Raw genomic sequence first — 24,744 nt, forward strand, 5'->3', positions numbered from 1 at the left:
TCGGGGCGCGTGGTGGCTTAGGATTCGCCCATGTTCGCCGCCGCCATCTTCGACATGGACGGGCTGCTCATCGACTCGGAGCGGCCCATCATGGCCGCCTGGATCGAAGCGGCCCGCACGCTCGACATCGAGCTTTCACACACCCAGTACCTGCAGGTCGTGGGCCTCGCCACCGTGGAGTCCGAGGTGATCCTCGGCACGCTGCTCGGCGGACCCGAGGCCTACCGCCATGCGATCGCGCATGTTCGCAAGCTCTTGCAGCTGGAGCGCTCGGACGGCACACCGCTCTTTCCCATCAAGCCCGGCGCGGCGGAGTTTCTCGCGGCATTGCGCCAGCGCGGCACGCGCTGCGCGGTGGCGTCGTCGTCCACCAGCGGGCAGATCCAGGCCTGCCTCGGGAGCCTCGACGTGCTGCATCACTTCGATGCCTTCGCGGGCGGCGACGAGGTGGCGCGCGCCAAGCCCGATCCGGCGCTCTACCTGCTCGCGGCTTCGCGCCTGGGCGTGGACCCGTCGCAGTGCATCGCCTTCGAGGACAGCGAGAACGGCGCCAAGGCCGCGCTGGCCGCGGGCCTGCGCGTGGTGATCGTTCCGGACCTGAAGCACCCGCCCGCATCGATCGTCGAGCGGGCGTTCCATGTGCTCGCGTCGCTGCACGACGCGACGCCGCACCTGCCGCGCTGGTTCCCCGGCGAACTGCTGCAGCCGTGATCCGGCGCGCGCTGCGCCGAGCCGCATGCGCGGCACAGGCCGCCGCGCCCTCGCTCACGCCATCGGCGGCAGGCCGGCGAGCAGCTTGTCCAGCGTGATCGGATAGTCGCGCACCCGCACGCCCGTCGCGTTGTAGACCGCATTGGCCACCGCGGCCGCGACGCCGCACATGCCCAGCTCGCCCACGCCCTTGGCCTTCATCGGCGAAGAGATCGGGTCCGTCTCGTCCAGGAAAATCACGTCCTGGTGCGGGATGTCGGCATGCACCGGCACCTCGTAGCCGGCCAGGTCGTGGTTGACGAAAAAGCCATGGCGCTTGTCGAGCGCCAGCTCCTCCATGAGCGCGCCGCCCACGCCCATCGTCATCGCGCCGATCACCTGGCTGCGCGCGGACTTCGGGTTGAGGATGCGGCCCGCGGCGCACACCGCCAGCATGCGCCGCACGCGGATCTCGCCGGTCGCCGCATCGACGCCGACTTCCACGAAGTGCGCCCCGAACGTGGACTGCTGGTACTTCTTGTCCAGGTCACCGTACTCGATGCCGTCTTCGGCCGAGAGGCCTTCGGCGCCCGCGGCTTCGGCCAGGGCCACCGAGCGCCCGCCGGCGCGCACCATGCCGTCCGAGAATTGCGCCTCGCCGGCGGGCAGGCCCAGCTTGCCCGCCACCGCTTCGCGCAGCTTCATGCACGCGGCATAGACGCCCGAGGTCGAGTTGTTGGCGCCCCATTGCCCGCCCGAGCCGGCCGAGACCGGATAGGCCGAATCCCCCAGCCGCACCGACACCTTGTCCAGCGTCACGCCCATGGTTTCGGCCGCGGTCTGCGCAATGATGGTGTACGACCCGGTGCCGATGTCGGTCATGTCCGTCTCCACCGTGACCATGCCCCGGTTGTCCAGCCGCACGCGCGCGGCCGACTTGGTGAGCAGGTTGTTGCGGAACGCGGCGGCCACGCCCATGCCGACGAGCCAGCGCCCGTCGCGCCGCTGGGCAGGCGCCGCATTGCGCTGGCTCCAGCCGAAGCGCTCGGCGCCCATGCGCAGGCATTCGTTCAGCCGGCGCTGGGAGAAGGGGCGCTCGGGCTTCTCGGGATCGACCTGCGTGTCGTTGAGCACGCGAAACTGCACCGGGTCGAGCTTGAGTTTTTCGGCCATCTCGTCCATGGCGATCTCCAGCGCCATCAGGCCCGGCGCCTCGCCGGGCGCGCGCATGGCATTGCCCTCGGGCAGGTCGAGCACGGCCAGGCGCGTGGTGGTCAGGCGGTTGGCGCCGGCGTACAGCAGCCGGGTCTGGTTGACCGCCGTCTCGGCCTGCCCGCCGGGCAGGTCGCCCGACCAGCCTTCGTGCGCGATGGCGGTGATGCGCCCGTCCTGCGCTGCGCCGATGCGGATGCGCTGGATCGTGGCCGGCCGGTGCGTGGTGTTGTTCATCATCAGCGGCCGCTGCAGCGCCACCTTCACCGGGCGCTTGGCCGCGCGTGCGCCGAGCGCGGCGAGCACCGCGTCCGCCCGCACGAAGAGCTTGCCGCCGAAGCCGCCGCCCACGAAGGGCGAGACCAGGCGCACCTTGTCCTTCGCGATGCCCAGCGTCTTGGCGACGTCGCCGACGCCCCAGGCGATCATCTGGTTGGAGGTCCAGATCGTCAGCTTGTCGCCCTGCCACTGCGCGATGGAGGCGTGCGGCTCCATCATCGCGTGCGATTCGTCGGGCGTGGTGTAGGTGGCGTCCAGCTGCACAGGCGCCGCGGCGAATGCGCCCGCGAAATCGCCGGTCTTGGTCTGCGGCTCGCCCGAGAACGGATTGGGCTTGGGCATCTGCGCGCCCTCCTTCTCTGCGGCCAGGTCGAAGCGGCCGGGCGAACGCTCGTACGCGATGCGCACCAGCTGCGCCGCGGCGCGCGCCTGCTCGAAGGTGTTTGCGACCACCAAGGCCACCGCCTGGTGGTAGTGGTCGACCTCGGGGCCTGCGAGCAGCTTGGCGGTGTTGAAGTCGCCCTTGCCCAGCTTGCCGGCGTTGCGCGCGGTGACGATCGCCAGCACGCCAGGTGCGGCTTGCGCGGCGGCCAAGTCGATCGAGGCGATGCGGCCCTTGGCGATGCCTGCGCCCACGACATAGCCGTAGGCCGCGCGCGGCACCTCGGTGTTGCGTTCGTAGGCGTAGCGCGCGGTGCCGGTGGTCTTGAGCGGACCGTCGATCCGGTCGGTCGGCTTGCCGATGACCTTCAGCTGGTCGATCGGGTTGGTGGTGGCGGGTGTGTCGAATTTCATGCTCAGCTCCTGGCCTGTGCCAACGCCGCGGCCAGCGCGCGCTCGGCCAATGGCAACTTGAATGCGTTGTCGTGCGTCGGCTGCGCGTCCGCGAGCAGCGTGGCGGTCACCGCCTTGGCGCCTTGCGGCATCGCGGCCTCCGCCGCTTCCACGCGCCACGGCTTGTGCGCGACACCGCCCAGCGCAACGCGCCCCGATCCATCGCGCTGCACGATGGCCGCGACCGAAACCAGCGCGAAGGCGTAGGAGGCCCGGTCGCGGACCTTGCGGTAGATGTGCGTGCCGCCGATGGGCTTGGGCAGCGTGACGCCGGTGATGAGCTCATCCCGCTCGAGCGCCGTCTCGATGTGCGGCGTGTCGCCGGGCAGGCGATGGAAGTCGGCGATCGGGATCACGCGCGTGCGTCCGTCGGGGCGAACCGTTTCCACTGCCGCGTCCAGCACGCGCATCGCCACCGCCATGTCGCTCGGGTTCGTCGCGATGCAGGCCTTGCTGCCGCCGACGACCGCGAGCTGGCGCGTCACCCCGCCGATGGCGCTGCAGCCGCTGCCGGGGCGGCGCTTGTTGCAGGGCTGGTCGGTGTCGTAGAAGTAGGCGCAGCGCGTGCGCTGCAGCAGGTTGCCCGCGGTCGTGGCCTTGTTGCGCAGCTGGCCCGAGGCGCCCGCCAGGAGGGCCCGCGAGAGGATGCCGTAGTCGCGCCGGATGCGCTCGTCCGCGGCCAGGTCGGTGTTGCGCACCAGGGCGCCGATGCGAAGGCCGCCCTCGGGCGTCGGCGCGATCCGGTCCAGCGCCAGGCCGTTCACGTCCACCAGGTGCACCGGGGCCTCGATCTGCAGCTTCATCAGGTCCAGCAGATTGGTGCCGCCGGCGATGAACTTGGCGCGGGGGTTCGCGGCAATCGCCGCCGCGGCCTGCGTGGCCGATTGCGCGCGCTCGTAGGTAAAAGGTTTCATGCCCGGCTCCCGGCCACCTCGGTGATGGCTTCCACGATGTTGGAATAGGCGCCGCATCGGCAGATGTTGCCGCTCATGCGCTCGCGAAGCTCCTCGGCCGAGAGGATCGGCCTGACCGTGAGATCGGCGCTCACATGGCTCGGCACGCCGCGCTTGACCTCGTCGATCACCCCCACGGCCGAGCAGATCTGGCCCGGCGTGCAGTAGCCGCACTGGTAGCCGTCGTGCTTGACGAAAGCGGCCTGCAGCGGGTGCATGTTCTGCGGCGTGCCCAGCCCCTCGATGGTGGTGACCTGCGCGCCGTCATGCATGACCGCGAGCGTGAGGCACGAATTGATCCGCCTTCCGTCCACGATCACCGTGCAGGCGCCGCATTGGCCGTGGTCGCAGCCCTTCTTGGTGCCGCTCAGGTGCAGGTGCTCGCGCAAGGCGTCCAGCAAGGTGGTGCGGGTGTCCAGCTCCAGCGGGTGCGCCGTGCCGTTGACGTTCAGCGACAGCTTCATCCGGGGCGAGGGGCCCGCCGGTGGCGCGCTCGAGGCCGGCGCGGCCACGGCGGGCGTGGGCGACGACACCGCGGCCGCGGTGGCGGTCGCGGCGCTGACGATGAGGGCGTTGCGTCGCGAGATCAAGGGGATCGTGGGGCTTTCCATGGGGGCTCCTGTCGTTCGGGGTTCGGAGGGGGCGGATGCGCGTCGGCAATCACTGCTGATATCGCGAGCCTGCTGCGATGGCAATAGGAGACCGGCTGCTCTTGCCGGTCGATTTGCCGACATCGTGGGGCGCGGCTGGGCGCGGGCCCTTCAGGGCATTCTTCTGGAGCGGGTCGCGCATCGATAGCGCATTTCGCTCCTTTTCTTGCCTATTCCGATGAACTCGCAGTTGCTCCGGCCACGTGCAGCGCCCCATGCAGCGCCTCGTTCCCGCCACCGCCCCGCAGCACCTCGACGTCTCTCTTGGGCGGTGCGCCGAACAGCCGGCTGTATTCGCGGCTGAACTGCGACGGGCTTTCGTAGCCGACCTTGAAGGCGGCGGTGGCTGCGTCGAAGTGTTCGTTCAGCATCAGGCGCCTGGCCTCGTTCAGCCGCAGCCATTTCTGGTACTGCAACGGGCTCATCGCGGTGAGCTGGCGAAAGTGATGATGGAACGTGGGCGCGCTCATCTGCACGCGGCCCGCCAGGTCTTCCACGCGAAGCGGCGAGGCGTAGTTCAGCTTGAGCCAGTCGATGGCCCTGGCGATCCGGTGGCCCTGCCCGTCCACCGCGGCGATCTGGCGCAGCTTGGCGGACTGGTCGCTCAGCAGCAGCCGGTAATGGATTTCGCGGTGGATCAATGGCGCGAGAACCGGAATCGCGTCGGGTTCATCGAGCAAGTCCAGCAGCCGCGCGATGGGCGCCAGCAGCGAGGGCGTTGCCGTGCCGATTCCCACGCCGATGCCCAGCTCGGCGCGGCGGCCACGGTGCGGCTGCAGGCCGCCTTGCGCGGCCAGTTCGGCCAGCGTGCGCACGTCCAGCTTCAGCACCATGCCCAGGCACGGCTGCGCCGCACTCGCGCTGCGCACCTCGGAGTTGGCGGGCATGTCCAGCGAGGTGACGAGAAAGCGCGAGGTGTCGTACGGGTAGGCCGCGCCGCCCACCCACATCTGCTTGGCGCCCTGCGCAACGAGCACGATGCTGGGCTCGATCATGCAGACGACAGGCGGCGCGGGCGCGTCGCGCCGAAAGAAGCTCAGGCCGGCGATCGGCGTGTCGCAGTCGCCCATGCGCGGCATGCGCGCGCCGATGATCCGCGCCATCGCTTCATGCGGCGATGTGCTTGGAGCGAGGGTGTCGTGGGGACCGGGCGTCATGTCGGCGAGGCTTGCGCGAGCACTCTACCCGCGGGCCCGTGCGCGATCCACAAAAAGCGTGCGTCCTCAGAGGAACAGGCAAGAAATCCAGCGGTGTGCGCAATCCCCGAGCATCGCTTGCGCGAGCCCGGCTCAGAGCACTTCGTCGCGCAGTTGCGGAAACACCTTCGAGACCTTCGCGAGCAGGTAGTCGCCGTAGCGCCCGCTGAAGGCGTGCACATTGGCGCGGTCCCAGCGCTCGGCGCTGTCGTCGCGCGCCTGGGCGCCCGCGAGCCCGTCGATGCGCTGCACGCGCGCCTCGAAATTCGGATCGAAGAACAGCGGAAACGACAGCCGGTCGCGTCCCGAGGTATTGCGCTTGACGCGGTGCGGCGTCGACTTGTAGAGCCCGCCGGTCATGCGGTCGAGCATGTCGCCGATGTTGCAGACGAAGGAGCCCGCGATCGGCGGCGCGTCGATCCAGCCGCCGGGCGTGTGCACCGCGAGTCCGCCGACGTTGTCCTGGTGCAGGATGGTGAGCAGCCCGTAGTCGGTGTGCTCGCCCACACCCCATTGCACGTCGAGCCCTTCGGGCACGGGCTGCGAGGGGTAGTTGAAGAGGCGGAAGAGGATCAGCGGATCGGCCGTGTAGCGCTCGGCGAAGTACGCAGCGGGCAGGTCGAGGCTCAGCGCGATGCCTTCCATCAGGCGGTGACCGAGCTGCGTCACCGCGGCCATGTACTCGAGGATGGTCTCGCGAAAGCCCGGCACATCGGGAAAGAGGTTGGGCCCGTGCACCGGCGTCTTCGCCTGCACCAGCGGGTGCGTGGCGGGCAGCTCGGTGCCGAGGTAGAGGCCTTCCTTCCAGTCGGGCCGGCCCGAGGTCAGTTCGCCGCCGAGCGGGAAGAAGCCGCGCCACGCGCGCCCGCCGAGGGCCATGCGCCACTGCATCTTGGTTTCCTCGGCCAGTTCGAAGAATTGGTGGCTCAGGGCTTCGAGCCGCTGCACCAGCGCCGCATCGACGCCGTGACCCGTGACGTAGAAGAAGCCGTGCGCGCGGCAGGCGGCGCCGATCTGCGCGGCCACCTCGTCGCGCCCGGGCGCGCCGGCCACGAGCGGCGCGACGTCGATGAGGGGAAGGGATGCGTCGGTCATGCGTCTCTCGAAAAAGGCGAGCGGATGTCGGACAAAAACTGCTGCGCGCGCGGATGCTGCGGCCGGTTGAAGAAATCGTCGGGCGTCGCGCGCTCCAGCACCTTGCCCTCGTCCATGAAGATCACGCGGTCGGCCACCTCGCGCGCGAAGCCCATCTCATGCGTCACGCAGACCATGGTCATGCCGTCGCGCGTGAGGTCGCGCATCACCAGCAGCACTTCGCCGACCATCTCGGGATCGAGCGCGCTGGTGGGCTCGTCGAAGAGCATCAGCGGCGGCTGCATCGCAAGCGCGCGCGCGATCGCCACGCGCTGCTGCTGGCCGCCCGAGAGCTCGCTCGGCCACGCATTGGCCTTGTTGGCCAGGCCCACGCGGTGCAGCAGCGCCATCGCGCGCTCCTCGGCATCCTTGCGAGTGAGGCCGCGCAACTGCATCGGCGCCATCGTGCAGTTCTGCAGCACCGTGAGGTGCGGGAACAGGTTGAACTGCTGGAACACGAAGCCGATGCGTGAGCGGAACGCGTTCACGTCGGTGCCCGGCGCATGGATGTCCTGGCCGTCGAAAAGAATGCGGCCCGACTGGATCGGCTCCAGCCGGTTGAAGGTGCGGATCAGCGTCGACTTGCCCGAGCCCGAAGGCCCGCACACCACGACGACCTCGCCCTTGTGGATGGTCTCGTTGATGTCGACCAGGGCCTGGTAGCTGCCGTACCACTTGTTGACGTTCTGCAGTTCGATCATGCGGACACCTTGGGGGCCGAGGCGGAAGTGGAAGCGATGGTGGACATGCCGCGGCGCGCGAGCCGGCGTTCGAGCCAATAGGCGAAGCGCGACAGGCCGAAGCAAAGAACGAAATACGTGCCGCCCAGGATCAGGTAGATCTGCGCCGGCTTGGTGAACACCTGCGTGTTGATCTGCGTCGCGATGAACGACACTTCCGCCAGACCGATGATGTAGCCGAGCGACGTCTCCTTGATGGTCGAGACGAACTGGTTCACGAGCGAAGGCAGCATGCTGCGCAGCGCCTGCGGCAGCACCACCAGGCGCATCGCGCGGAAGTAACTCAGGCCCAATGCGCGCGCGGTCTCCATCTGCCCGCGCGGCAGGCCCTGGATGCCCGCGCGCACGATCTCGGCGAGGTAGGCGGCATCGAAGATCACGAGCGCAATCAGCATGGTGGTGAACTGGTCGGTCTTCACGCCCGTCACGCTGGGCAGGAAGAAGTAGGCCCAGAAGATCACCATCAGCAAGGGCAGGCCGCGCACCACGAACACGAAGCCCGTCACCGGCCAGCGCAGCCACCGCCACGGGCTCACGCGCGCCAGCCCCAGCACGATGCCCAGCGGCAGCGCGAGCACGAGGCCGCACGAGGCCAGCAGCAGCGTGAGCACCAGCCCGCCGAGCGGGCCGTTCGGGTACTGCCCGATGAGGAAGTAGACCCAGTAGTCGTTGATGATCTGCAGCATCGCGCGGGCGTCCTCAGATCGTTCGCACCGGGAAGCGGTGGTGGTACCAGGTCGCGAGACCCGTAATGGCCAGCGACACCGTCAGGTACGCCGCGCTCGCGAACGCGAACGACTCGAAGCTGCGGAAGGTCGCGCTCTCCACCTGCCCGGCCTGGTACATGAGCTCGGCCACGCCGATCACGGTGGCGATGGAGGTGTTCTTCCAGAGGCTCAGCGTCTGCGAGATGAGCGGCGGCACCGTCACGCGCAGCGCCTGCGGCAGCACCACGCGGCGCATGGTGTCCAGGTAGCTGAAGCCCAGCGCGCGGCCCGCCTCGAACTGCACCGTCGGGATCGCGCGGATGCCGCTGCGGATGTCTTCGGCCATGAAGGCGGCCGTGTAGAGCGCGAGTGCGACGATGGCGCTGTAGGCCTCGATGTGCCCCGCATAGAGCCATTGCTTGATGCCATCGGGCAACAGCTCGGGTGCGCCGAAATACCAGAAGAGCATGTGCGCGAGCAGCGGGATGTTGCGGATCGACTCCACGTACGCAAAGCCCAGCCAGCGCAGCGGCGCGATCGGCGAGAGGCGCAGGAGCGCCACCACCAGCGCGATGGGCAGCGCCAGCAAGAGCGAGGCCGCCAGCAATTGCAGCGAGAGCACGAGGCCCGCGACCAGCATGTCGTGGTACTTGCCGGTCAGCAGCAAGGAATAGTCGAACAGGGGCATGGGGGGCGACAGTATCACCGTCGCGGAGGGTGGGGCTCAAGCTCCCTCCCCCGCTGGGGGAGGGTTGGGGTGGGGGCACGGCGGCGATCGATGCGCCGCGGCGTGTTCAGAGGCCGTTTGCCCCCATCCCGGCCTTCCCCCAGAGGGGGAAGGAGAAATTCCAAAAACCGGTCAGTCGATCTTGTCGCTGTCGAACTTGAAGTCGCGCGTCTCGAAGCCCGAGGCGGTCGTCGGGCCATACCACTTCACGAAGATCTTCTGCGCCTCGCCCGACTTCTCGAGCTCGCGCAGCGTGTCGTCCACCACGGCCTTCAGGCCGCTCTCGCCCTTCTTGATGCCGATGGCCAGCGCCTCGGTGCTCAGGTTCTGCTTGAGCACCACGTACTGCGCCTTGGCCGGGCCGAGCTTGGCGTAGCTGCGCAGCAGCGCGGCCTCGTCGTCCACGTAGCCCACGCCCTTTCCTTGCTGCAGCGCCTGGAAGGCCTGCTGGCTCGTGTCGAAGGTCACGACCTCGGCCGTGGGCACGGCCTTGCGGATGTTGGGCTCCTGCGTGCCGCCGCGGATGGTCAGCACCTTCTTGCCGCCCAGCTGCGGAATGTCGGCGATGCCGCTGTCCTTCTTCACGATGGCCTTCTGGCCGGTCACGAAGGTGGTGAGGGAGAAGTCGATCTGCGCCTCGCGCTCCTTGTTGTGCGTGAGGCCCGCGGCCACCAGGTCCACGTGGCCCTGCTGCAGCTCGGGAATGCGCGCGGCCACGGCGATCTGCTTGAGCACCGGCTTCACGCCGATCTTCTTGGCGATGGCGTTCACCAGGTCGACTTCGTAGCCGACGATCTGGCGCGTCTTCGGATCGACGAAGGTGGCGGGCTCGTCGGTGCCGAGCACGCCGACCACGAGTTCGCCCTTCTTCTTGATGTCGGCGAGCTGGTCCGCGTGGGCGACGGTGCCCAAGAGGAAGGTGGAAGCGGCAAGGGCCGCGGCGAGCAAGGTGTGGCGCATGGTTGTTCTCTCTCCGGATGGAAATTCAGGGCCGAACCATAACAAGAAGCGCTGGGGATACTAAATCGTCAATCGCGATATGCATATACGCACGCAGATGCCGCTTCCAGGGCTGGGTTAAATTCGCAGCCGGGGCTCGCACCTTCGCCGCCCTTCGATATTCGATACTCCCGCCCATGCAGATTCAAGAAAAGCCGCCCGCCGGCACGCCCTTCGAGTGGATCGGCGGCGAACCGAAGGTGGAAGCGCTGGTCGAGCGCTTCTACGACCTGATGGACCTCGAACCCGCCTACGCGCAACTGCGCGCCGTGCACGGCACGAGCCTGGACAACGCGCGCCAGCGCCTCTTCTGGTTCCTGTGCGGTTGGCTCGGCGGGCCGCAGCACTACACCGACCGCTTCGGCCATCCGATGCTGCGCGCGCGCCACCTGCCGCAGAGCATTGGCGGCCACAGCATCGGCATCAAGGAACGCGACCAGTGGCTCGCCTGCATGGACCAGGCGATGGGCGAGACCGGCGTGCCCGATGACCTGCGCGCGCGCTTGCGTACGTCTTTCTTCCAGACCGCCGACTGGATGCGCAACCGCGGCGAATAAAACAGACCCCGACTTCCGAAAGCCTCTCCCTCATGAACCCCATCGTCATCATCGGCGGCGGCCACGCCGCGGCCCAACTCTGCGCGGGCCTTGCCGAAGCCGGGCAGGGCGCGCGCGTGCACCTGGTCTGCGAGGAGGCCTGCGAGCCGTACCACCGGCCGCCGCTGTCGAAGGCCTTCCTCAAGAGTGCCGAGGAAACCACGCAGCCGCACAAGGCCGCCGACTGGTACCGCGAAGCGGGCATCACGCTGCACCTGGGCGATGCGGCCGTGGCCATCGACCGCGAGGCGCACACCGTCACGCTGCGCTCGGGCGCGGTGCTGCCGTGGGAACGGCTGGTGCTCGCCACCGGCACGCGCGCGCGCCAGATGCCCGACCTGAAGCAGGGCCTTGAAAACGTCGCGAGCCTGCGCGCCGCCGACGAGGCGCATCGCCTGCGCGAACGTCTTGCGAATGCCGAGCAGGTCACGGTGCTCGGCGGCGGCTTCATCGGGCTCGAAGTGGCGGCCACTGCCAAGGCGCTCGGCAAGCGCGTGCAGGTGATCGAGAGCGCGCCGCGCCTCCTGGGCCGGGCCGTGTCGCCCGAGCTGTCGGCGCACGTGCTCGCGACGCATCGCGCGGCGGGCATCGACATCGTGCTCGGCGCGCAGACCGGCGCGTTCGAGGTCGAGGGCGATCGGCTGGTGTCGGTCCAGGTCAACGGCGTGAAGCAACCTGTGGACCTGCTGCTGCTCGGCATCGGCGCCGTGCCCGAGACCGCATTGGCGCAGGCCGCGGGCATCGAGTGCGCCGACGGCATCGTGGTCGACGGCCACATGCAGACCAGCGCCGCCGACGTGCTCGCCGTGGGCGACTGCACGCGCTTTCCCGATCGCCGCGCGGGCCGCGCGCTGCGGCTCGAATCGGTGCAGAACGCGAACGACCAGGCGCGCACCGCAGTCGCCACGCTGACCGGCGCGCCGCGACCGCACGATGCCGTCGCGTGGTTCTGGTCCGACCAGGGCGCGATGCGGTTGCAGATGGTGGGATTGATGCCGGCCGAAGGCACGCCGGGCCTCGCCAGCGTGCGCCGCCCCGGCCCCAAGCCCGAAGCATTCTCGCTGTTCCACTATGTCGACGGGCAGCTCGCGTGCGTCGAATCGGTCAATGCGCCGGTCGATCACATGATGAGCCGCAAGCTCCTTGAAGCGGGCCGCAGCCCTGACCCGGTGGCGATTGCGGATGCGACGGTGCCGCTGAAGAATCACCTGGCGTAGTGCATTGCTCCCCCGCTGGGGAGAGGGGTGGGACAGGGCACGATGGCGATCGATGCGCCGCAGCCTGTTCAAAGGCCGCTCGCCCCCATCCCGGCCTTCCCCCGGAAGGGGAAGGAGCAAGTCAAAGTCAGCGGCGCACGGGCGCCAGCAGCACCACCAGCGCCCCGGCACCACCTTCGGCCGGCTTGGCCTGCACGAACGCGATCACCTCGTTCTTCTGGATCAGCCAGCGCTGCGTCTTGGTCTTGAGCACCGGCTGCTTGCCCGGCGAGCCGAGCCCCTTGCCATGCACCACGCGCACGCAGCGCAAACCCTGCTTGTGCGATGTGCGGATGAAAGCGCCGAGCGCCTCGCGCGCCTCGTCGCTGCGCAGGCCGTGCAGGTCGACCTGCGCCTGGATCGACCAGTCGCCCTTGCGCAGCCGCGCCGTCACGTCCGTGCCGATGCCGGGGCGGCGAAAGCTCATGGCGTCGTCCACGTCCAGCAGCGTGGTCACGTCGAATTCGTCGGAGAGCGATTCGCGCAGCACGCGCTGCTCGTCCAGCTGGTGCTGCACCGGGATCGGCGCGGGCGGCTCGGGCGCGAGCGGCACCGCCGCCTTGCGGCGCAGCGGTTCGGTGGCGCCGATGGCGCGCGCGAACAGGTCTTTCTCGGCCGCGCGCTTGCGCTCGGCGGCCGCTTTGGCGGCGGCCTCGGCCGCTTCGCGCTCGCGCGCCTCGGCCAGCACGCGCTGCACCTGCTTGAGGTCGGCGAGGTTTTTGATCGAAGGGGGACGCGAGGCCATCAGAGCAATCCTTTTTCGGCCATCGAGAAGCTCTGGCCTGGGCTCACGATGACATGGTCGATCACGCGCACGTCCACCAGCGAGAGCGCGGCCCGGAGCGTCTGCGTGAGCGACTCGTCGGCGCGCGAGGGCTCGATGGCGCCGCTCGGGTGGTTGTGCGCCAGCACCACGGCCGCGGCCTGGTGGTGCAGGGCGCGCATGACGATTTCCCGCGGATAGACGCTCGCCTGCGTGAGCGTGCCGCGAAACAGCTCCTCCAGCACGATCAGCCGGTGCTGCACGTCGAGAAACAGCACCGCGAACACCTCGTGCGGCCGCGAGCCGATGTGCAGCTGCACATACTGCTTGACCGCCTCGGGCGAATCGAACACCGTGCGCTCCTTGAGCTGCTCGGCCATGGCGCGGCGCGCCAGCTCGAGCACCGCGATGAGCTCGGCGCGCTTGGCATCGCCCCCCATGCCCTTGACGATCTTGAGCTCCTCGGGCCCGGTGTGCAGCAGGCCCGAGAGGCCGCCGAAGCGCTCGAGCAGCTCCTGCGCCATCTGCAGCACGTTCTTGCCCGGCACGCCGGTGCGCAGCAGCAGCGCCAGCAGTTCGGCGTCGGCCAGCGCGCCAGCGCCCCGGGCGATGAGTTTTTCGCGCGGGCGGGCGTTGGCGGGGAGATCCTTGAAAGCCATCGGAACCTGGGGGGAATGTGGGGAAAGCCGGGGAAACCTTGGGCGGAACGGGTGGAAGCGCCCCGTCCGTAAAATGCAGTCCAGTTTATCGGGACACCCACCTTGTCTTTGCCTACCTCCGTTGCTCTCATGTCCCACGTCGTGACTTCCGGCTCCTTCCTGACCCTGCACTACCGGCTCGCCGGTCCGGCGGGCGACATCATCAACACCTTCGCCGACAAGCCCGCGACCCTGTCGCTCGGTACCGGCGAACTTTCGCCTGCCATGGAGCAGCGCCTGATGGGCCTGGAAGAGGGCACGCACGCCACCTTCGAGCTGCCTGCCGGCGAGGCCTTCGGCGACCGCAATCCCGAGATGCAGCAGTGGGTGGCCAAGAAGCTGCTCGCGCAGATGGGCGACCCCGACGAGAAATACGCGGTAGGCGACGTGGTGCAGTTCCCCACGCCCGACGGCACGGGCAGCTATGCGGGCGCGGTGATCGAATCGAGCGAAACCGCGGTGCGCTTCGACTTCAACCATCCGCTCGCAGGCCAACCCGTGACCTTCGAGGTCCAATTGATCGGGGTGCTATGAGCCGCCGGGCCGCTCCCAAGGCGAATGCCGCAGCGCGAAGCGCGGAGGTTGCCGAATGAACCCGGGCATCGAGGAGGTCATCCTCGCCGAGCCGCGCGGCTTCTGCGCGGGCGTGGACCGCGCCATCGAGATCGTCGAGCGCGCCATCGCCAAGTTCGGCGCGCCGATCTACGTGCGCCACGAGATCGTGCACAACACCTACGTGGTGAACGAACTCAAGGCCAAGGGCGCGATCTTCATCGAGGAACTGTCCGACGTGCCGCCCGGCGCCACGCTGGTGTTCAGCGCGCACGGCGTGAGCAAGGCGGTGGAGCAGGAGGCGCGCGACCGCGGCTTCGAGATCTTCGATGCCACCTGCCCGCTGGTGACCAAGGTGCACGTGGAGGTGGCCAAGCTCGCCAAAGAGGGCTACGAATTCATCATGATCGGCCATAAGGGACACCCCGAGGTCGAGGGCACGATGGGCCAGCTCTCCAGCGGCATCCATCTCGTGGAAGACGTGGCCGACGTCGCGAACGTCGCGCCGGCGCAGACCGACAAGCTCGCGGTCGTCACGCAGACCACGCTCAGCGTGGACGATGCCGCCGAGATCGCCGCCGCGGTGCGTGCGCGCTTTCCGAACGTGCGCGAGCCCAAGCAGCAGGACATCTGCTACGCGACGCAGAACCGCCAGGACGCGGTGAAGATCATGAGCCCGCAGGTGGACCTCGTGATCGTGGTGGGCAGCCCCACCAGCTCCAACAGCAACCGGCTGCGCGAGCTCGCACAGCGCCTGGGCACCGAGAGCTACATGGTCGATTCGGCAGACGAGCTCAAGCCCGAGTGGTTCGAGGGCAAGGGCCGCGTGGGCCTCACGGCCGGCGCCTCGGCGCCCGAGGTGCTGGTGCGCGAGGTGATCGACCGCGTGCGGGCCTTCGGCGCGGTGTCGGTGCGCAAGATGGACGGCATCGAGGAAACCATCAAGTTTCCGCTCCCCAAGGGCCTCAAGCTCGACGATATTCCGCCTCCGGGACACATCTCTTGAACATGCAAACGACCGACTGGCGCTCCGAGATCGAGAGCGCTTCCCGCAGGCTGCACGAACGCGCCGGCGAATTCCTGCGCGAGACGCCGCTGTGGAAGCTGCCCGCATCCGCCTTCGGCCTGGCCACCGCGCCGGGCGTCGAGGTGTGGCTCAAGCTCGAACACATGCAGGTGAGCGGCAGCTTCAAGGCCCGCGGCATGATGAACCGGCTGCTGGCCAACGACATTCCCGAGAGCGGCGTGGTCGTGGCGTCCGGCGGCAATGCCGGCATTGCCACGGCGGCTGCCGCCAAGGCGCTGGGCGTGCGCTGCCAGGTGTTTCTGCCCGGCGTTTCGCCCGAAGCCAAGCGTGCGCGCCTGCGGGCGCTGGGCGCCGAAGTGGTCGTGGTCGGCGAGCTGTATCCCGACGCGCTGGCCGCCTGCCTCTCGCGGCAGAAGGAAACCGGCGCGTTGCTCACGCACGCCTACGACCAGCCCGAAGTCGTGGCCGGAGCCGGCACGCTGGGCCATGAGATCGAAGTGCAGGGCGGCTTGCCCGATTCGGTGCTCGTGAGCGTGGGCGGCGGCGGCCTGATCGGCGGCCTCGCCGGCTGGTTCGAGAAGCGCGCCCGCGTGGTGGCACTGGAGCCCGAGAAGGCGCCGACGCTGTTCCGCGCGCGGGAAGCCGGCGAGCCGGTCGATGTCGACGTGGGCGGCATCGCGGCCGATTCGCTCGGCGCGCGGCGCATCGGCGCGATCTCCTGGGAGATCACGCAGCAGCAGGTGCAGGACGCATTGCTGCTGTCCGACGAATCCATCCGCGCCGCGCAGCAGTGGCTGTGGAAGGAACTGAAGCTCGCCGTGGAACCGGCCGCCGCGCTGCCGCTGGCGGCGCTGCAGACCGGCGCCTATGTGCCGCGCGAGGGCGAGAAGGTGTGCCTGATCATCTGCGGGGCGAACGTCGATCCGGCCACTGTCGCCTGAGGTCCTCGGGCCGGGGGAGGGCGCGTGCGTCGCGCCCACCTAAAATCCCCCCATGCTCGACATCACCCTGCTCCGAAAAGACCTGGCCTCCGCTGTGGCCGGCCTCGAAAAACGCAAGAAGAACCAGCCCTATCTCGACGTGTCGGCGTTCACCGCGCTCGAGGCCGAGCGCAAGACGGTTCAGACCCGCACCGAGGAAATCCAGGCGCGCCGCAACACGCTGAACAAGCAGATCGGCCCGCTCAAGGCCAAGGGCGAATCGACCGACGCGCTGATGGCCGAGGTCAACGCGCTCAAGGCCGAGCAGGAATCGCAATCCAAGCGCCTCGAAGAAATCCAGCCCGAGCTGCAGGCGCTGCTGCTCGCCGTGCCCAACCTGCCGCACCCCAGCGTGCCGCTCGGCGAGGACGAAACCGGCAACGTCGAGATGCGCCGCTGGAGCCCGCAGGGCGGCGCCGGTGCGAATGCCACGCCGCTCGGCTTCGCCGCGAAGGACCATGTGGACCTCGGCGCGCCGCTGGGGCTCGATTTCGAGATGGGCGCCAAGCTCGCGGGCTCCCGCTTCACCGTGATGAAGGGGCCGATCGCCCGGCTGCACCGCGCGCTCGCGCAGTTCATGCTCGACACCCAGACCGAGAAGCACGGCTACGCCGAGTGCTATGTGCCCTACATCGTCAACGCCGCCACGCTGAGCGGCACCGGCCAGTTGCCCAAGTTCGAAGGCGACCTGTTCGCCGCGAAGAAGGGCGGCCAGGACGGCGAGCCCGCGCCCGATCATTCGGCGCTGTACCTCATCCCGACCAGCGAAGTGCCGCTGACCAACTTCGTGCGCGACGAGGTGGTGCCCGAGGCGCAACTGCCGATCAAGCTCACGGCCCACACGCCGTGCTTCCGCTCCGAAGCCGGCAGCGCCGGGCGCGACACGCGCGGCATGATCCGCCAGCACCAGTTCGACAAGGTCGAGATGGTGCAGATCGTGCACCCCGAGAAGAGCTACGACGCGCTCGAGCAGATGACTGGCCATGCCGAAGCGGTGCTGCAGGCGCTGGAGCTGCCGTACCGCGTGGTGCTGCTGTGCACCGGCGACATGGGTTTCGGCGCGACCAAGACCTACGACCTGGAGGTCTGGCTGCCGGCGCAGGACACGTACCGCGAGATCAGCTCGGTCTCGAACTGCGAAGCCTTCCAGGCGCGCCGCCTGCAGGCGCGTTTCAAGAACGCGCAGGGCAAGAACGAGCTCGTGCACACGCTCAACGGCTCGGGCCTGGCGGTGGGGCGCACGCTGGTGGCGGTGCTCGAGAACCACCAGAACGAAGACGGCTCGATCAACGTGCCGACCGCGTTGCGGCCGTATCTGGGCGGACTGGAACTGTTGCGCGGTTGAAAGCCTGAGGGCCGGGGCTTCAAAAGCCCTGTTTTTATCCGCTATAATCGCAGGCTCGACAGCACCGGAGAGGTGGCAGAGTGGTCGAATGTACCTGACTCGAAATCAGGCGTACTAGCGATAGTACCGAGGGTTCGAATCCCTCCCTCTCCTCCAATAAACAAGCGCCCCCTGGGCGCTTTTTTATTGCCTGTTCTCAGGTGTCAGGTGCTGGGGCTCGCTCAGCAGCGGCCCTTCTTCGCCTGTCCCGGCGGGCAGTGGTATCCGTCGTCATGGCCATGGTGCCGGTCGTGGCGCTCGTAGCGGTCATCGCGATGGCGCCTGTCGCGGCGTTCCGCACGGCGCCAGTCGCCATCCCTCCAGCGCCAGCCGCCATCGGCGCGCACCCATTGGCCCGGCGCATAGGCGTAGTCCGGACGCGCGGCCACGAAGTAGCCCGGGCGCCAGGCGTAGGCGCGTTCGTTCCATTGCCAGCGTCCCGGCACCCAGACCTGCCCGGAGCGGGGGCGCGGCAGGCTTTCGTAGCGCGGGGCGGGCGGGGGCAGCTGGACGATGCCGGGCACGTTGATGTTGACGGACACCTGCGCCAGTGAAGGCAAGGTCGTTGCGGCCATCGTGGCGGCCAGCAGGATGTGGCTGATCCTCATGAGAGTCCCGTTTTGTTATGACTGGACCTTCACAACGCGGCGGGCCGAAAAACGAAGACAGGGATGTCCCTCGACCCGGGCGACCGGGGCGGCGTCTGCCGGACTAAGGCGCGGGCCCGGCGACGATGTCTGGCATCTGCGCGGTGCGCGCCTGGATCGCAGCCCGTGACTGCCGCGCCGCCGGTGCCGCCTCCGCATGCGCGGCGCCATCGATCACGTCGAGCCGATAGCCGAAGCTGCGCAGCGCCACCAGCATGAAGCCGTTGGACGGCCGCAGGTCCAGCTTGGCCCGCACGCGCGACAGGTGCGTGTCCAGCGAGCGCGAATGCACTTCGAAGTCGGCCCCCCAGATCTCTTCGTAGAGGTGCTCCCGCGACAGCAGGCGCCCGATGTTCCGGAAGAGAAACAGCGCCAGGTCGTACTCGCGGTGCCGCAGTTCGACGCGCCGGCCGCGGACCTTGACGGTGCGCCATGCCGGCAGGAACTGGTAAGGCCCGAAGACCAGCTGGGGCTCGTGCAGCGCGGGGTAGGAGCGGCGAAGCAGCCCGCCGATGCGCGCTTCGAGTTCGGCGCCGGAGACGGGCGCGACCAGGAAATCGTCGGCGCCGGCATGCAGGCTCATCGCCATGTCCGCGGCGTCGGCCCTGGGGGTCATGAAAAGAATCGGAAGGCGGTTGGCGGCGGCGCGCCGTATCGCCTTCACCAGCGCCGGGCTGTCGATGCCGGGCAGGCGCCAGTGGAAGATCAACAGATCGAAACGCTGCGCCTGCATCGACTGCAGCAGCGCGGTTCTGTCCGTGTATTCATGGCACTCGTGTCCGAGGCTCGTTGCGGTGTGACAGACCAGCCGCAGCTGATCCCGCTCGTTGTCGAGTATTGCTATGCGCATTCCATCCCCTTACTTTCACGCGGCGCCTTGCGGAGCCGTGGCCCATCTTGGACGAAGCCACGCGTGCCGGCAATGCTTTGGCGCGTAAAAGAGAGCAATAGCCGCTCTGCGGCCGGGAATTGGTCGATGTTGGCGACCGTATGGAACGCGATTCCATCGGAAGCCCGGCCAAGGCCCTTGCAGGCCCTGCCGTGCAGTCCTCAGAGCCAGTTGCCGCTCTGCGGCATCTGGACCTTTTCGGCCGGGTCGTCGCTGGTGACGAACGAGCCGATCACGATGCTCAGTAGCGAGATGAAGATGCTCGCGAAGAGCGCGGTCCAGAAGCCCGAGACCTTGAAGCCCTTCACCAGCCCGGCCACCAGCAGGATCATCAGCGCGTTGATGACCAGCAGGAAGAGCCCGAAGGTCACCAGCGTCAGCGGCAGCGTGAGCACGATGAGCAGCGGCTTCACGATCGCGTTGGCCAGCCCGAGCAGCAGCGCCGACACCACCAGCGCCCCGGTGCTGTCGAACTTGAGTCCGCGAAACAGGAGGCTGGCCACCCAGAGCGAGACGCCGGTGATGGCCCAGTGGACGAGGAAGGGGGTGATGTTGTTCAGCATGTCGGTGGCGTGTCGGGTGAGGTGTCGGGTGCGGTGTGGCAGCACACGCAGAGTTTGTTGCCGTCCGGATCGCGGAAGCAGGCGCCATGGTAGTCCGCGTGGTGGTGGAGCATCGGTCCTGGCGGACCATCGCAGGTGCCGCCGTCGCAGCTCGCCCATGAGCGCCGTGTAGCGACCGAAGGCGCGCTCGAAGTCGCTCACGCCGACGAAAACATGGGGCAGCACGCGGGTGGGTTCCTTCTTGTTCGGTGAATCCCCGGATCTCTGCGGATTATGGCGATCGATCTTCTGCGGTTACCTTGGGAAACAATGGCTGGCGGCCCGTTAATATCGCCATCTCTCGGTGCCTCTGCATGGGGCCCATCTTCAATGGCCGGACAAGAACAAGGGGCCTGCGCCATATGGCCAATCCGTCGATCGCGAGCTTGACACCGGCACCGGCCTCGGCCGACGAGGCCGAATCGTGGGTGCGCGGCGAACTCATCCGCAGCCTGATGCGCTCCGCGCGCGGCTCCTACATCGTGTCCGCGGCGCTCATGCCGGCCATGGTGGGCCTGAACTGGGCCTACGTGCCGCGCTGGGAGTTGCTCACGTGGCTCCTGGCCGGCTTCATCGCCACGGCCTGCCGCGCCTGGGGGGCGCGCGTCTATGCGGTGCGCTACGCCGGCCGCAGCTCGGTGGCGCAGCAGCAGTTCACCGAACGCTACGGCTTCATCTGGAGCACCAGCGCGGTGGTGTGGGGGCTGTCGATCCTGCTGTTCTTCGAGCGCACGCCGCAGGTCAACCAGTTCATGAGTTGGCTGATCGTGGCCGGGGTGGGCACCTTTCCGCTCAACGGGCTCGCGCTGCATCCGCCGCTGCTCAAGCGCTACGTCAACACGCTGTTCATCACGATGCTGGGCGCGGTGCTGCTGCGCCTGATCACCATCAACCTGCACCAGCCGCAGTTCCAGTACGGCTACCTGATGCCGATCCTGCCGATCCTGCACTGGTTCCTGTTGCTGCGGGCGGGGCGCCACATCCACGAGACGGCGCGCAACAGCCTGGAGCTTTTGTTCCACAACCACATCCTGATCAAGTCGCTCACGCAGCAGCGGCAGGCGGCGGTATCGGCGGTGGCGATGAAGAACCGGTTCCTGGCCAGCGCCGCGCACGACATGCGCCAGCCGGTGCTCGCACTGTCGCTCTACGCCGACTGGCTGCGCAACGAGCCCGAGCTGGTGCTCGAGCTGGCGCCCAAGATCGTGCGCGCCACGCACGCGGTGAATGCGCTGTTCGATTCGATGTTCGACCTCGCGCGCATCGACTCGGGCCAGGTGCGGCTGCACATCGAGCGCGTCGACATCTCCGAGCTGCTGCACGACCTCGAACTGCAGTACCGCCCGGTGGCCGAGAGCCGCGGCCTGGACTTTCGCGTGCATGTGGCCGAGGGCTCGTTCCTCACCGACCCGATTCGCGTGCGCCGCATGATCGGCAACCTGCTGGCCAACGCCATCAAGTACACGACCGAAGGCGGCGTGCTGCTGGCCGCGCGGCAGACGCGCGACGGCATGCGCGTGGAGGTGTGGGACACGGGCATCGGCATCGCGCCCGAGCACCTGCGCGACGTGTTCCTGGAGTTCTACAAGGTGGCCGACCATGCCGGCACGTCCGACGGCTTCGGTCTGGGCCTGGCCATCGTGGCGCGGCTCTCGCACGTGCTGGGGCATCCGATCAGCGTGCGCTCGCGGCTGGGCAGCGGCAGCGTGTTCCGCGTGGCGCTGCACGACGCCGACGAGGCGGTGGCGCAGGCGCGCGTGAGCGCCTCGGGCGGCTGAAGAAGAAAGTACTGCCCAAAGAAAACCGCGCACGGGGCGCGGTTTCGAAGGAGCGGTCTCTCGCCGGGATCAGCCCGACAACAGGCCGTTGGTGCGGGCGTAGTGCAGCGCTTGCGTGCGGCTCTTCACACCCAAGCGACGGAACAGGCGCCACAGGTGAACCTTCACCGTGTGCTCGCTGATTTCCAGGTCGGTCGCAATGTCGCGATTGCTCATGCCCTTGTCGAGCATGGCGATCAGCTGCGTCTGGCGCTTGGAGAGCTTGCTGCTCGCCAGCGGTGGCTCGTCGGCCTCTTCGGAGCCCGCCATCAGCAGGCCGCGCAGGGCGGCTGCCAACTCATTGGAGCTGGCCGACTTCTCGATGTAGGTGTCGGCGCCCGCCTCGATGCAGGCGTCTTCCATGTCCGCGGCCGGTGCCGCCGAATACACGGCGATCGGCACGTTGGGGTAGACCTGCTTGACCGCGATCACGCCCGATACGCCATTCGTGTCCGGAAGCTTCAGGTCCAGGCAAAAGAGGGTGGGCGCGCCACGCTGCTGCACCGAGCTTGCGAGCTTGTCGAGCCGCTCGAGCTCGACGATGTTCTCGGCGGGTCGCAGGCGTCGCAACACCATCACGATCGCGTCGCGCATCAGGGGGTGGTCGTCGATGACATAAATGCTCATGTTTTCTTCCTTTGTGATCGCACCGTCTTCTCTCGTCTCGCTCACCGGCGGATAAGCCGATGGGCCCTTGCCGGTTCAACTGCCATCTGTCGTGGTCGTTGCTTCCGCCAATGCCTCCAGCGCCTCTGTCACGGCGCGTGTTTGTTCTGTGTCGATGGGCTCCAACTGCTCGGCCAACGCGGCCAGCGCCGCACCGCGCTCGGCCTGCAAGACCGCGATGGTACGGCCGGCTTCCTGCGGCGAGGCGAATCCACGGCTCTGCAGCAGGGTTTCGCCGCGCGCATCGAGCAGCTTGAAATAGAAAAGTCCGTCGCCGCGTTCGCGGTACTGCTTGAAGCTGGGCCTGGCAACCTTGGCCGTCTTGGCGCTGCCCTTGTCGCGGCCCGCCGCGAGGTTGCGCAGGCCCACCGCGTGGCGCAGGCGCGTCATGAAGGGCTGCGACAGCGCGCTGGCCTTCTCCGCGCCGATGAGGAGGATGCGCTCGATCTCCGCCGGCTCGCTCATCAGTGCCTCGTAGCGCTTACGCAGCGGCGCCACTTCGACTTCGATGCGCTCGAACAGCAATTGCTTGGCGTCGCCCCAGCCGATGCCGTCGGCGTAGGCCTTGCGCAGCATCTGGGTCTCGTCGGCGTCGGCAAAGGCCTGGTAGATCTGGAAGAGCGCCGAGCCCTCGGTCTCCTTGGGCTCGCCGGGCGCGCGCGAGTCGGTCACGATGCTGGCGATCTGCTTTTGCAGGTAGGCGCGCGACGCGAACAGCGGGATCGTGTTGCCGTAGCTCTTGCTCATCTTGCGGCCGTCCAGGCCGGGCAAGGTGGCGACGGCATCGTCGATCTCGGCCTCGGGCAGCGTGAAGTGCTCGCCGTACTGGTGGTTGAAGCGCTGCGCCATGTCGCGCGCCATCTCGATGTGCTGCACCTGGTCGCGGCCCACGGGCACCTTGTGGGCGTTGAACATCAGGATGTCCGCGCCCATCAGCACCGGGTACATGAAGAGGCCGGCCGTCACGTCGGCGTCGGGGTCCTCGCCCTTGGCGATGTTCTTGTCCAGCTGCGCCTTGTAGGCATGCGCGCGGTTGAGCACGCCCTTGCCGGTGACGCAGGTGAGGAACCAGGTGAGCTCGGGAATCGCGGCGATGTCCGACTGGCGGTAGAAGGTCACGCGCTCCGGATCGAGCCCGCAGGCCAGCCAGCTCGCGGCGATCTCCAGCGTGGAGCGCTGGATGACCGCCGGGTCCTGTACCTTGATGAGCGCGTGGTAGTCGGCCAGGAAGAAGAAGCTCTCGACACCGGGCGCGACGCTCTGCCGCACCGAGTGGCGGATCGAGCCGACGTAGTTGCCGAGGTGGGGCGTGCCCGACGGGGTGATCCCGGTCAGGACGCGCAGGGGAGCGGAAGAAGACGAGGCCATTGGAACGACAGACTTAGAGCAGCAATGCCTTGAGCGGCGTGATGAGCAGGTTGATGACGAAGTAGCCGACGTCCATCAGCGGGCGCAGCCAGAAGGTGCTGACGACGCCGGCGAGCACCAGCGCCATCACGATGAAGAACCCATAGGGCTCGATGCGCGCGAGAAAATTCTGTGCGGGCCCGCTGGGCAGCAGCCCGGCCAGCACGCGGCCACCGTCGAGCGGAGGCAGCGGAAACAGGTTGAAGGCCCACATCACGAGGTTGACCAGCACGCCGCCTTGCGCCATCTTGATGAAAAAGGTTTCATCGACACCGGCCGCGACCAGCGCCACCAGCACGAGCGCCCAGAGGATGGCCTGGATGAAGTTCGACACCGGCCCCGCGAGCGCCACCCAGATCATGTCGCGCTTGGGATGGCGCAGCCGCCCGAAGTTCACCGGCACCGGCTTCGCATAGCCGAAGAGGAACGCGCCCGAGGTCGCAAAGTACAGCATCAACGGCATCAGGATGGTCCCGATGGGGTCGATGTGCTTCATCGGATTGAGGGTGACCCGGCCCATCGACTCGGCGGTGTTGTCGCCGAAGTGGCGAGCCACATAGCCGTGGGCCGCCTCGTGCACGGTAATCGCGAAGATCACGGGCAGTGCGTAGATCAGGACGGTCTGTATGAGATTGGAAATATCCACTGGGCGATTGTGTCAGACGAGCATTAGTTATCGGTTCCAACTTCTTTCTACAGACCGAGCACCGCGAGCGTCCCGCGTCCCTGCCGCACCACGACCGGATCGTCGCCTGTGCCCATGGGCGTGAGGTCCACCACGGTGGTCGGCTGCGACGGGCACGCGCCCGCATCGATGACCGCGCCGATCTGCTTTTCGAAGCGTGCGCGAATAGTTTGCGCGTCGTTCAGCGCCTCGGTCTCGCCGGGCGCGATCAGCGTGGTGGCCAGGAGCGGCGCGCCGTGCAGCGCGAGCAGCTCCAGCAGCACCTTGTGGTCGGGTACGCGCAGGCCAATGGTCTTGCGCTGCGGATGGCTCACGCGGCGCGGCACTTCCTTGGTGGCTTCGAGCAGGAAGGTGTAGGGGCCGGGCGTCGCGGCCTTCAACAGGCGGTACTGCTTGTTGTCGACGCGCGCGTAGTTGGCCAGCTCGCTCAGGTCGCGGCACAAGAGGGTCAGGTGGTGCTTCTCGTCGACCTGGCGAATGCGGCGCAGCTGGTCGACCGCGTCCTTGTCGTCCAGGTGGCAGGCCAGCGCGTAGCTGGAGTCGGTGGGCACGGCCACGATCTCGCCGCGCGCGAGCAGCGTTGCGGCCTGCTTGAGCAATCGCTGCTGCGGGTTCTCGGGGTGGACTTCGAAGTACTGGGCCATAGAGCTGTCT

At 68.1% G+C, this 24,744-nt stretch carries 26 protein-coding genes, 1 tRNA gene and 1 pseudogene; 9 read left to right on the plus strand and 19 right to left on the minus strand.

The genetic code is table 11. The features are described from left to right. Nucleotides 1-30 precede the first annotated feature (30 nt). Nucleotides 31-711 carry an HAD family hydrolase gene (locus ACZYRS_RS08640; protein WP_463418887.1) on the plus strand — a complete coding sequence of 227 codons (681 nt, stop codon included), beginning with the start codon at nt 31-33 and terminating at the stop codon, nt 709-711. 54 nt (nt 712-765) lie between these two features. Here ACZYRS_RS08640 and paoC read toward each other — a convergent pair whose 3' ends face one another. The 9 genes from paoC to ACZYRS_RS08685 form a co-directional block, all read right to left on the minus strand. Next, nucleotides 766-2,976 carry an aldehyde oxidoreductase molybdenum-binding subunit PaoC gene (gene paoC, locus ACZYRS_RS08645; RefSeq protein ID WP_463418888.1) on the minus strand — a complete coding sequence of 737 codons (2,211 nt, stop codon included), beginning with the start codon at nt 2,974-2,976 and terminating at the stop codon, nt 766-768. 2 nt (nt 2,977-2,978) lie between these two features. After that, a complete protein-coding gene (locus tag ACZYRS_RS08650) occupies nt 2,979-3,929 on the minus strand; it encodes an FAD binding domain-containing protein (protein WP_463418889.1) in 951 nt (316 codons plus the stop codon). Continuing rightward, nucleotides 3,926-4,579 (minus strand): aldehyde dehydrogenase iron-sulfur subunit PaoA, encoded by a 654-nt coding sequence (paoA, locus tag ACZYRS_RS08655; protein ID WP_463418890.1) that lies wholly within the window; start codon nt 4,577-4,579, stop codon nt 3,926-3,928. The genes ACZYRS_RS08650 and paoA overlap by 4 nt, the downstream gene beginning before the upstream one ends. A 209-nt stretch (nt 4,580-4,788) precedes the next feature. Continuing rightward, the gene (locus ACZYRS_RS08660) at nt 4,789-5,775 is read right to left on the minus strand and encodes an AraC family transcriptional regulator (RefSeq protein ID WP_463418891.1); all 987 of its coding nucleotides are present in this window, start codon (nt 5,773-5,775) and stop codon (nt 4,789-4,791) included. Between the two features lie 132 nt (nt 5,776-5,907). Then, nucleotides 5,908-6,909: an isopenicillin N synthase family dioxygenase gene (locus ACZYRS_RS08665; RefSeq protein ID WP_463418892.1), complete on the minus strand. Its 1,002-nt coding sequence runs from the start codon at nt 6,907-6,909 to the stop codon at nt 5,908-5,910. Beyond that, on the minus strand, nt 6,906-7,649 hold the full coding sequence (locus tag ACZYRS_RS08670) for an amino acid ABC transporter ATP-binding protein (protein WP_463418893.1): 744 nt from the start codon (nt 7,647-7,649) through the stop codon (nt 6,906-6,908). Before ACZYRS_RS08670 ends, ACZYRS_RS08665 begins: the two co-directional genes overlap by 4 nt. Then, nucleotides 7,646-8,374 (minus strand): amino acid ABC transporter permease, encoded by a 729-nt coding sequence (locus ACZYRS_RS08675; protein ID WP_463418894.1) that lies wholly within the window; start codon nt 8,372-8,374, stop codon nt 7,646-7,648. The genes ACZYRS_RS08670 and ACZYRS_RS08675 overlap by 4 nt, the downstream gene beginning before the upstream one ends. 13 nt (nt 8,375-8,387) lie before the next feature. Then, a complete protein-coding gene (locus ACZYRS_RS08680; RefSeq protein ID WP_463418895.1) occupies nt 8,388-9,083 on the minus strand; it encodes an amino acid ABC transporter permease in 696 nt (231 codons plus the stop codon). 171 nt (nt 9,084-9,254) lie between these two features. Beyond that, nucleotides 9,255-10,082: an ABC transporter substrate-binding protein gene (locus tag ACZYRS_RS08685; protein ID WP_013543072.1), complete on the minus strand. Its 828-nt coding sequence runs from the start codon at nt 10,080-10,082 to the stop codon at nt 9,255-9,257. Nucleotides 10,083-10,258: 176 nt separating this feature from the next. On the opposite strand from ACZYRS_RS08685, the gene ACZYRS_RS08690 reads away from it, so the two are divergent. Then, the gene (locus ACZYRS_RS08690) at nt 10,259-10,678 is read left to right on the plus strand and encodes a group II truncated hemoglobin (RefSeq protein ID WP_093437920.1); all 420 of its coding nucleotides are present in this window, start codon (nt 10,259-10,261) and stop codon (nt 10,676-10,678) included. A gap of 32 nt (nt 10,679-10,710) precedes the next feature. Continuing rightward, entirely contained in the window at nt 10,711-11,934 is a 1,224-nt protein-coding gene (locus ACZYRS_RS08695; protein ID WP_463418896.1) for an NAD(P)/FAD-dependent oxidoreductase, read from the plus strand. 127 nt (nt 11,935-12,061) lie between these two features. Here ACZYRS_RS08695 and ACZYRS_RS08700 read toward each other — a convergent pair whose 3' ends face one another. Together ACZYRS_RS08700 and radC are read right to left on the minus strand one after the other, a co-directional pair. Beyond that, the gene (locus ACZYRS_RS08700; protein ID WP_198785253.1) at nt 12,062-12,718 is read right to left on the minus strand and encodes a Smr/MutS family protein; all 657 of its coding nucleotides are present in this window, start codon (nt 12,716-12,718) and stop codon (nt 12,062-12,064) included. After that, nucleotides 12,718-13,395, minus strand: coding sequence for a RadC family protein (gene radC / locus ACZYRS_RS08705; protein WP_463418897.1), 678 nt, complete (start codon nt 13,393-13,395; stop codon nt 12,718-12,720). The genes ACZYRS_RS08700 and radC overlap by 1 nt, the downstream gene beginning before the upstream one ends. Nucleotides 13,396-13,524: 129 nt before the next feature. Between radC and ACZYRS_RS08710 the strand changes: the two genes are divergently transcribed. From ACZYRS_RS08710 to ACZYRS_RS08730, 5 genes are all read left to right on the plus strand, one after another. Beyond that, the gene (locus tag ACZYRS_RS08710; RefSeq protein WP_463418898.1) at nt 13,525-13,968 is read left to right on the plus strand and encodes an FKBP-type peptidyl-prolyl cis-trans isomerase; all 444 of its coding nucleotides are present in this window, start codon (nt 13,525-13,527) and stop codon (nt 13,966-13,968) included. 55 nt (nt 13,969-14,023) lie between these two features. Continuing rightward, complete coding sequence (ispH, locus tag ACZYRS_RS08715) at nt 14,024-14,992, plus strand: 4-hydroxy-3-methylbut-2-enyl diphosphate reductase (protein WP_463418899.1); 969 nt, start codon at nt 14,024-14,026, stop codon at nt 14,990-14,992. Between the two features lie 2 nt (nt 14,993-14,994). Next, complete coding sequence (locus ACZYRS_RS08720) at nt 14,995-15,954, plus strand: threonine/serine dehydratase (protein ID WP_463422470.1); 960 nt, start codon at nt 14,995-14,997, stop codon at nt 15,952-15,954. A gap of 52 nt (nt 15,955-16,006) precedes the next feature. Further along, nucleotides 16,007-17,338, plus strand: coding sequence for a serine--tRNA ligase (gene serS, locus ACZYRS_RS08725; RefSeq protein WP_463418900.1), 1,332 nt, complete (start codon nt 16,007-16,009; stop codon nt 17,336-17,338). Nucleotides 17,339-17,404: 66 nt separating this feature from the next. Beyond that, nucleotides 17,405-17,494, plus strand: a tRNA-Ser gene (locus tag ACZYRS_RS08730). A gap of 65 nt (nt 17,495-17,559) precedes the next feature. Here ACZYRS_RS08730 and ACZYRS_RS08735 read toward each other — a convergent pair. The 4 genes and pseudogenes from ACZYRS_RS08735 to ACZYRS_RS08750 all read right to left on the minus strand — a co-directional run. After that, a complete protein-coding gene (locus ACZYRS_RS08735; protein WP_463418901.1) occupies nt 17,560-17,985 on the minus strand; it encodes a hypothetical protein in 426 nt (141 codons plus the stop codon). A 103-nt stretch (nt 17,986-18,088) separates the two neighbouring features. Next, nucleotides 18,089-18,874, minus strand: coding sequence for a response regulator transcription factor (locus ACZYRS_RS08740; RefSeq protein WP_463418902.1), 786 nt, complete (start codon nt 18,872-18,874; stop codon nt 18,089-18,091). A 200-nt stretch (nt 18,875-19,074) separates the two neighbouring features. Continuing rightward, a complete protein-coding gene (locus ACZYRS_RS08745; RefSeq protein ID WP_463418903.1) occupies nt 19,075-19,476 on the minus strand; it encodes a phage holin family protein in 402 nt (133 codons plus the stop codon). Further along, a pseudogene (locus ACZYRS_RS08750) lies at nt 19,470-19,619 on the minus strand (VOC family protein); the annotation flags it as partial. The gene ACZYRS_RS08745 and the pseudogene ACZYRS_RS08750, both read right to left, overlap by 7 nt. Nucleotides 19,620-19,877: 258 nt before the next feature. Between ACZYRS_RS08750 and shkS the strand changes: the two are divergent. Next, nucleotides 19,878-21,293, plus strand: coding sequence for a surface-behavior sensor histidine kinase ShkS (gene shkS / locus ACZYRS_RS08755; RefSeq protein ID WP_198785262.1), 1,416 nt, complete (start codon nt 19,878-19,880; stop codon nt 21,291-21,293). 69 nt (nt 21,294-21,362) lie between these two features. Here the strand turns inward: shkS and ACZYRS_RS08760 are convergent, their stop codons facing one another. The 4 genes from ACZYRS_RS08760 to ACZYRS_RS08775 all read right to left on the minus strand — a co-directional run bounded on the left by ACZYRS_RS08760 (nt 21,363) and on the right by ACZYRS_RS08775 (nt 24,734). Beyond that, nucleotides 21,363-21,959, minus strand: a complete 597-nt coding sequence (locus tag ACZYRS_RS08760) for a LuxR C-terminal-related transcriptional regulator (protein WP_013543036.1) — start codon at nt 21,957-21,959, stop codon at nt 21,363-21,365. Between the two features lie 75 nt (nt 21,960-22,034). Beyond that, nucleotides 22,035-23,366, minus strand: coding sequence for a tryptophan--tRNA ligase (locus ACZYRS_RS08765; protein ID WP_463418904.1), 1,332 nt, complete (start codon nt 23,364-23,366; stop codon nt 22,035-22,037). 13 nt (nt 23,367-23,379) lie between these two features. After that, a complete protein-coding gene (locus ACZYRS_RS08770; protein ID WP_198785264.1) occupies nt 23,380-24,051 on the minus strand; it encodes a site-2 protease family protein in 672 nt (223 codons plus the stop codon). 47 nt (nt 24,052-24,098) lie between these two features. Beyond that, nucleotides 24,099-24,734: an L-threonylcarbamoyladenylate synthase gene (locus ACZYRS_RS08775; RefSeq protein WP_463418905.1), complete on the minus strand. Its 636-nt coding sequence runs from the start codon at nt 24,732-24,734 to the stop codon at nt 24,099-24,101. Nucleotides 24,735-24,744: the final 10 nt, after the last annotated feature.

The sequence above is a fragment of the Variovorax sp. AC194 genome, from assembly GCF_979257995.1.

Coding starts and splice junctions, on each gene's coding strand:
- ACZYRS_RS08660 (WP_463418891.1), bottom strand. CDS start 5,775: ATGACGCCCGGTCCCCACGACACCCTCGCTCCAAGCACATCGCCGCAT.
- ACZYRS_RS08775 (WP_463418905.1), bottom strand. CDS start 24,734: ATGGCCCAGTACTTCGAAGTCCACCCCGAGAACCCGCAGCAGCGATTG.
- ACZYRS_RS08690 (WP_093437920.1), top strand. CDS start 10,259: ATGCAGATTCAAGAAAAGCCGCCCGCCGGCACGCCCTTCGAGTGGATC.
- ACZYRS_RS08650 (WP_463418889.1), bottom strand. CDS start 3,929: ATGAAACCTTTTACCTACGAGCGCGCGCAATCGGCCACGCAGGCCGCG.
- ACZYRS_RS08710 (WP_463418898.1), top strand. CDS start 13,525: ATGTCCCACGTCGTGACTTCCGGCTCCTTCCTGACCCTGCACTACCGG.
- serS (WP_463418900.1), top strand. CDS start 16,007: ATGCTCGACATCACCCTGCTCCGAAAAGACCTGGCCTCCGCTGTGGCC.
- shkS (WP_198785262.1), top strand. CDS start 19,878: ATGGCCAATCCGTCGATCGCGAGCTTGACACCGGCACCGGCCTCGGCC.
- ACZYRS_RS08685 (WP_013543072.1), bottom strand. CDS start 10,082: ATGCGCCACACCTTGCTCGCCGCGGCCCTTGCCGCTTCCACCTTCCTC.
- ACZYRS_RS08680 (WP_463418895.1), bottom strand. CDS start 9,083: ATGCCCCTGTTCGACTATTCCTTGCTGCTGACCGGCAAGTACCACGAC.
- ACZYRS_RS08665 (WP_463418892.1), bottom strand. CDS start 6,909: ATGACCGACGCATCCCTTCCCCTCATCGACGTCGCGCCGCTCGTGGCC.
- ACZYRS_RS08670 (WP_463418893.1), bottom strand. CDS start 7,649: ATGATCGAACTGCAGAACGTCAACAAGTGGTACGGCAGCTACCAGGCC.
- ispH (WP_463418899.1), top strand. CDS start 14,024: ATGAACCCGGGCATCGAGGAGGTCATCCTCGCCGAGCCGCGCGGCTTC.
- ACZYRS_RS08760 (WP_013543036.1), bottom strand. CDS start 21,959: ATGAGCATTTATGTCATCGACGACCACCCCCTGATGCGCGACGCGATC.
- ACZYRS_RS08765 (WP_463418904.1), bottom strand. CDS start 23,366: ATGGCCTCGTCTTCTTCCGCTCCCCTGCGCGTCCTGACCGGGATCACC.
- ACZYRS_RS08745 (WP_463418903.1), bottom strand. CDS start 19,476: ATGCTGAACAACATCACCCCCTTCCTCGTCCACTGGGCCATCACCGGC.
- ACZYRS_RS08720 (WP_463422470.1), top strand. CDS start 14,995: ATGCAAACGACCGACTGGCGCTCCGAGATCGAGAGCGCTTCCCGCAGG.
- ACZYRS_RS08700 (WP_198785253.1), bottom strand. CDS start 12,718: ATGGCCTCGCGTCCCCCTTCGATCAAAAACCTCGCCGACCTCAAGCAG.
- ACZYRS_RS08735 (WP_463418901.1), bottom strand. CDS start 17,985: ATGAGGATCAGCCACATCCTGCTGGCCGCCACGATGGCCGCAACGACC.
- ACZYRS_RS08640 (WP_463418887.1), top strand. CDS start 31: ATGTTCGCCGCCGCCATCTTCGACATGGACGGGCTGCTCATCGACTCG.
- ACZYRS_RS08740 (WP_463418902.1), bottom strand. CDS start 18,874: ATGCGCATAGCAATACTCGACAACGAGCGGGATCAGCTGCGGCTGGTC.
- paoA (WP_463418890.1), bottom strand. CDS start 4,579: ATGGAAAGCCCCACGATCCCCTTGATCTCGCGACGCAACGCCCTCATC.
- ACZYRS_RS08675 (WP_463418894.1), bottom strand. CDS start 8,374: ATGCTGCAGATCATCAACGACTACTGGGTCTACTTCCTCATCGGGCAG.
- radC (WP_463418897.1), bottom strand. CDS start 13,395: ATGGCTTTCAAGGATCTCCCCGCCAACGCCCGCCCGCGCGAAAAACTC.
- paoC (WP_463418888.1), bottom strand. CDS start 2,976: ATGAAATTCGACACACCCGCCACCACCAACCCGATCGACCAGCTGAAG.
- ACZYRS_RS08695 (WP_463418896.1), top strand. CDS start 10,711: ATGAACCCCATCGTCATCATCGGCGGCGGCCACGCCGCGGCCCAACTC.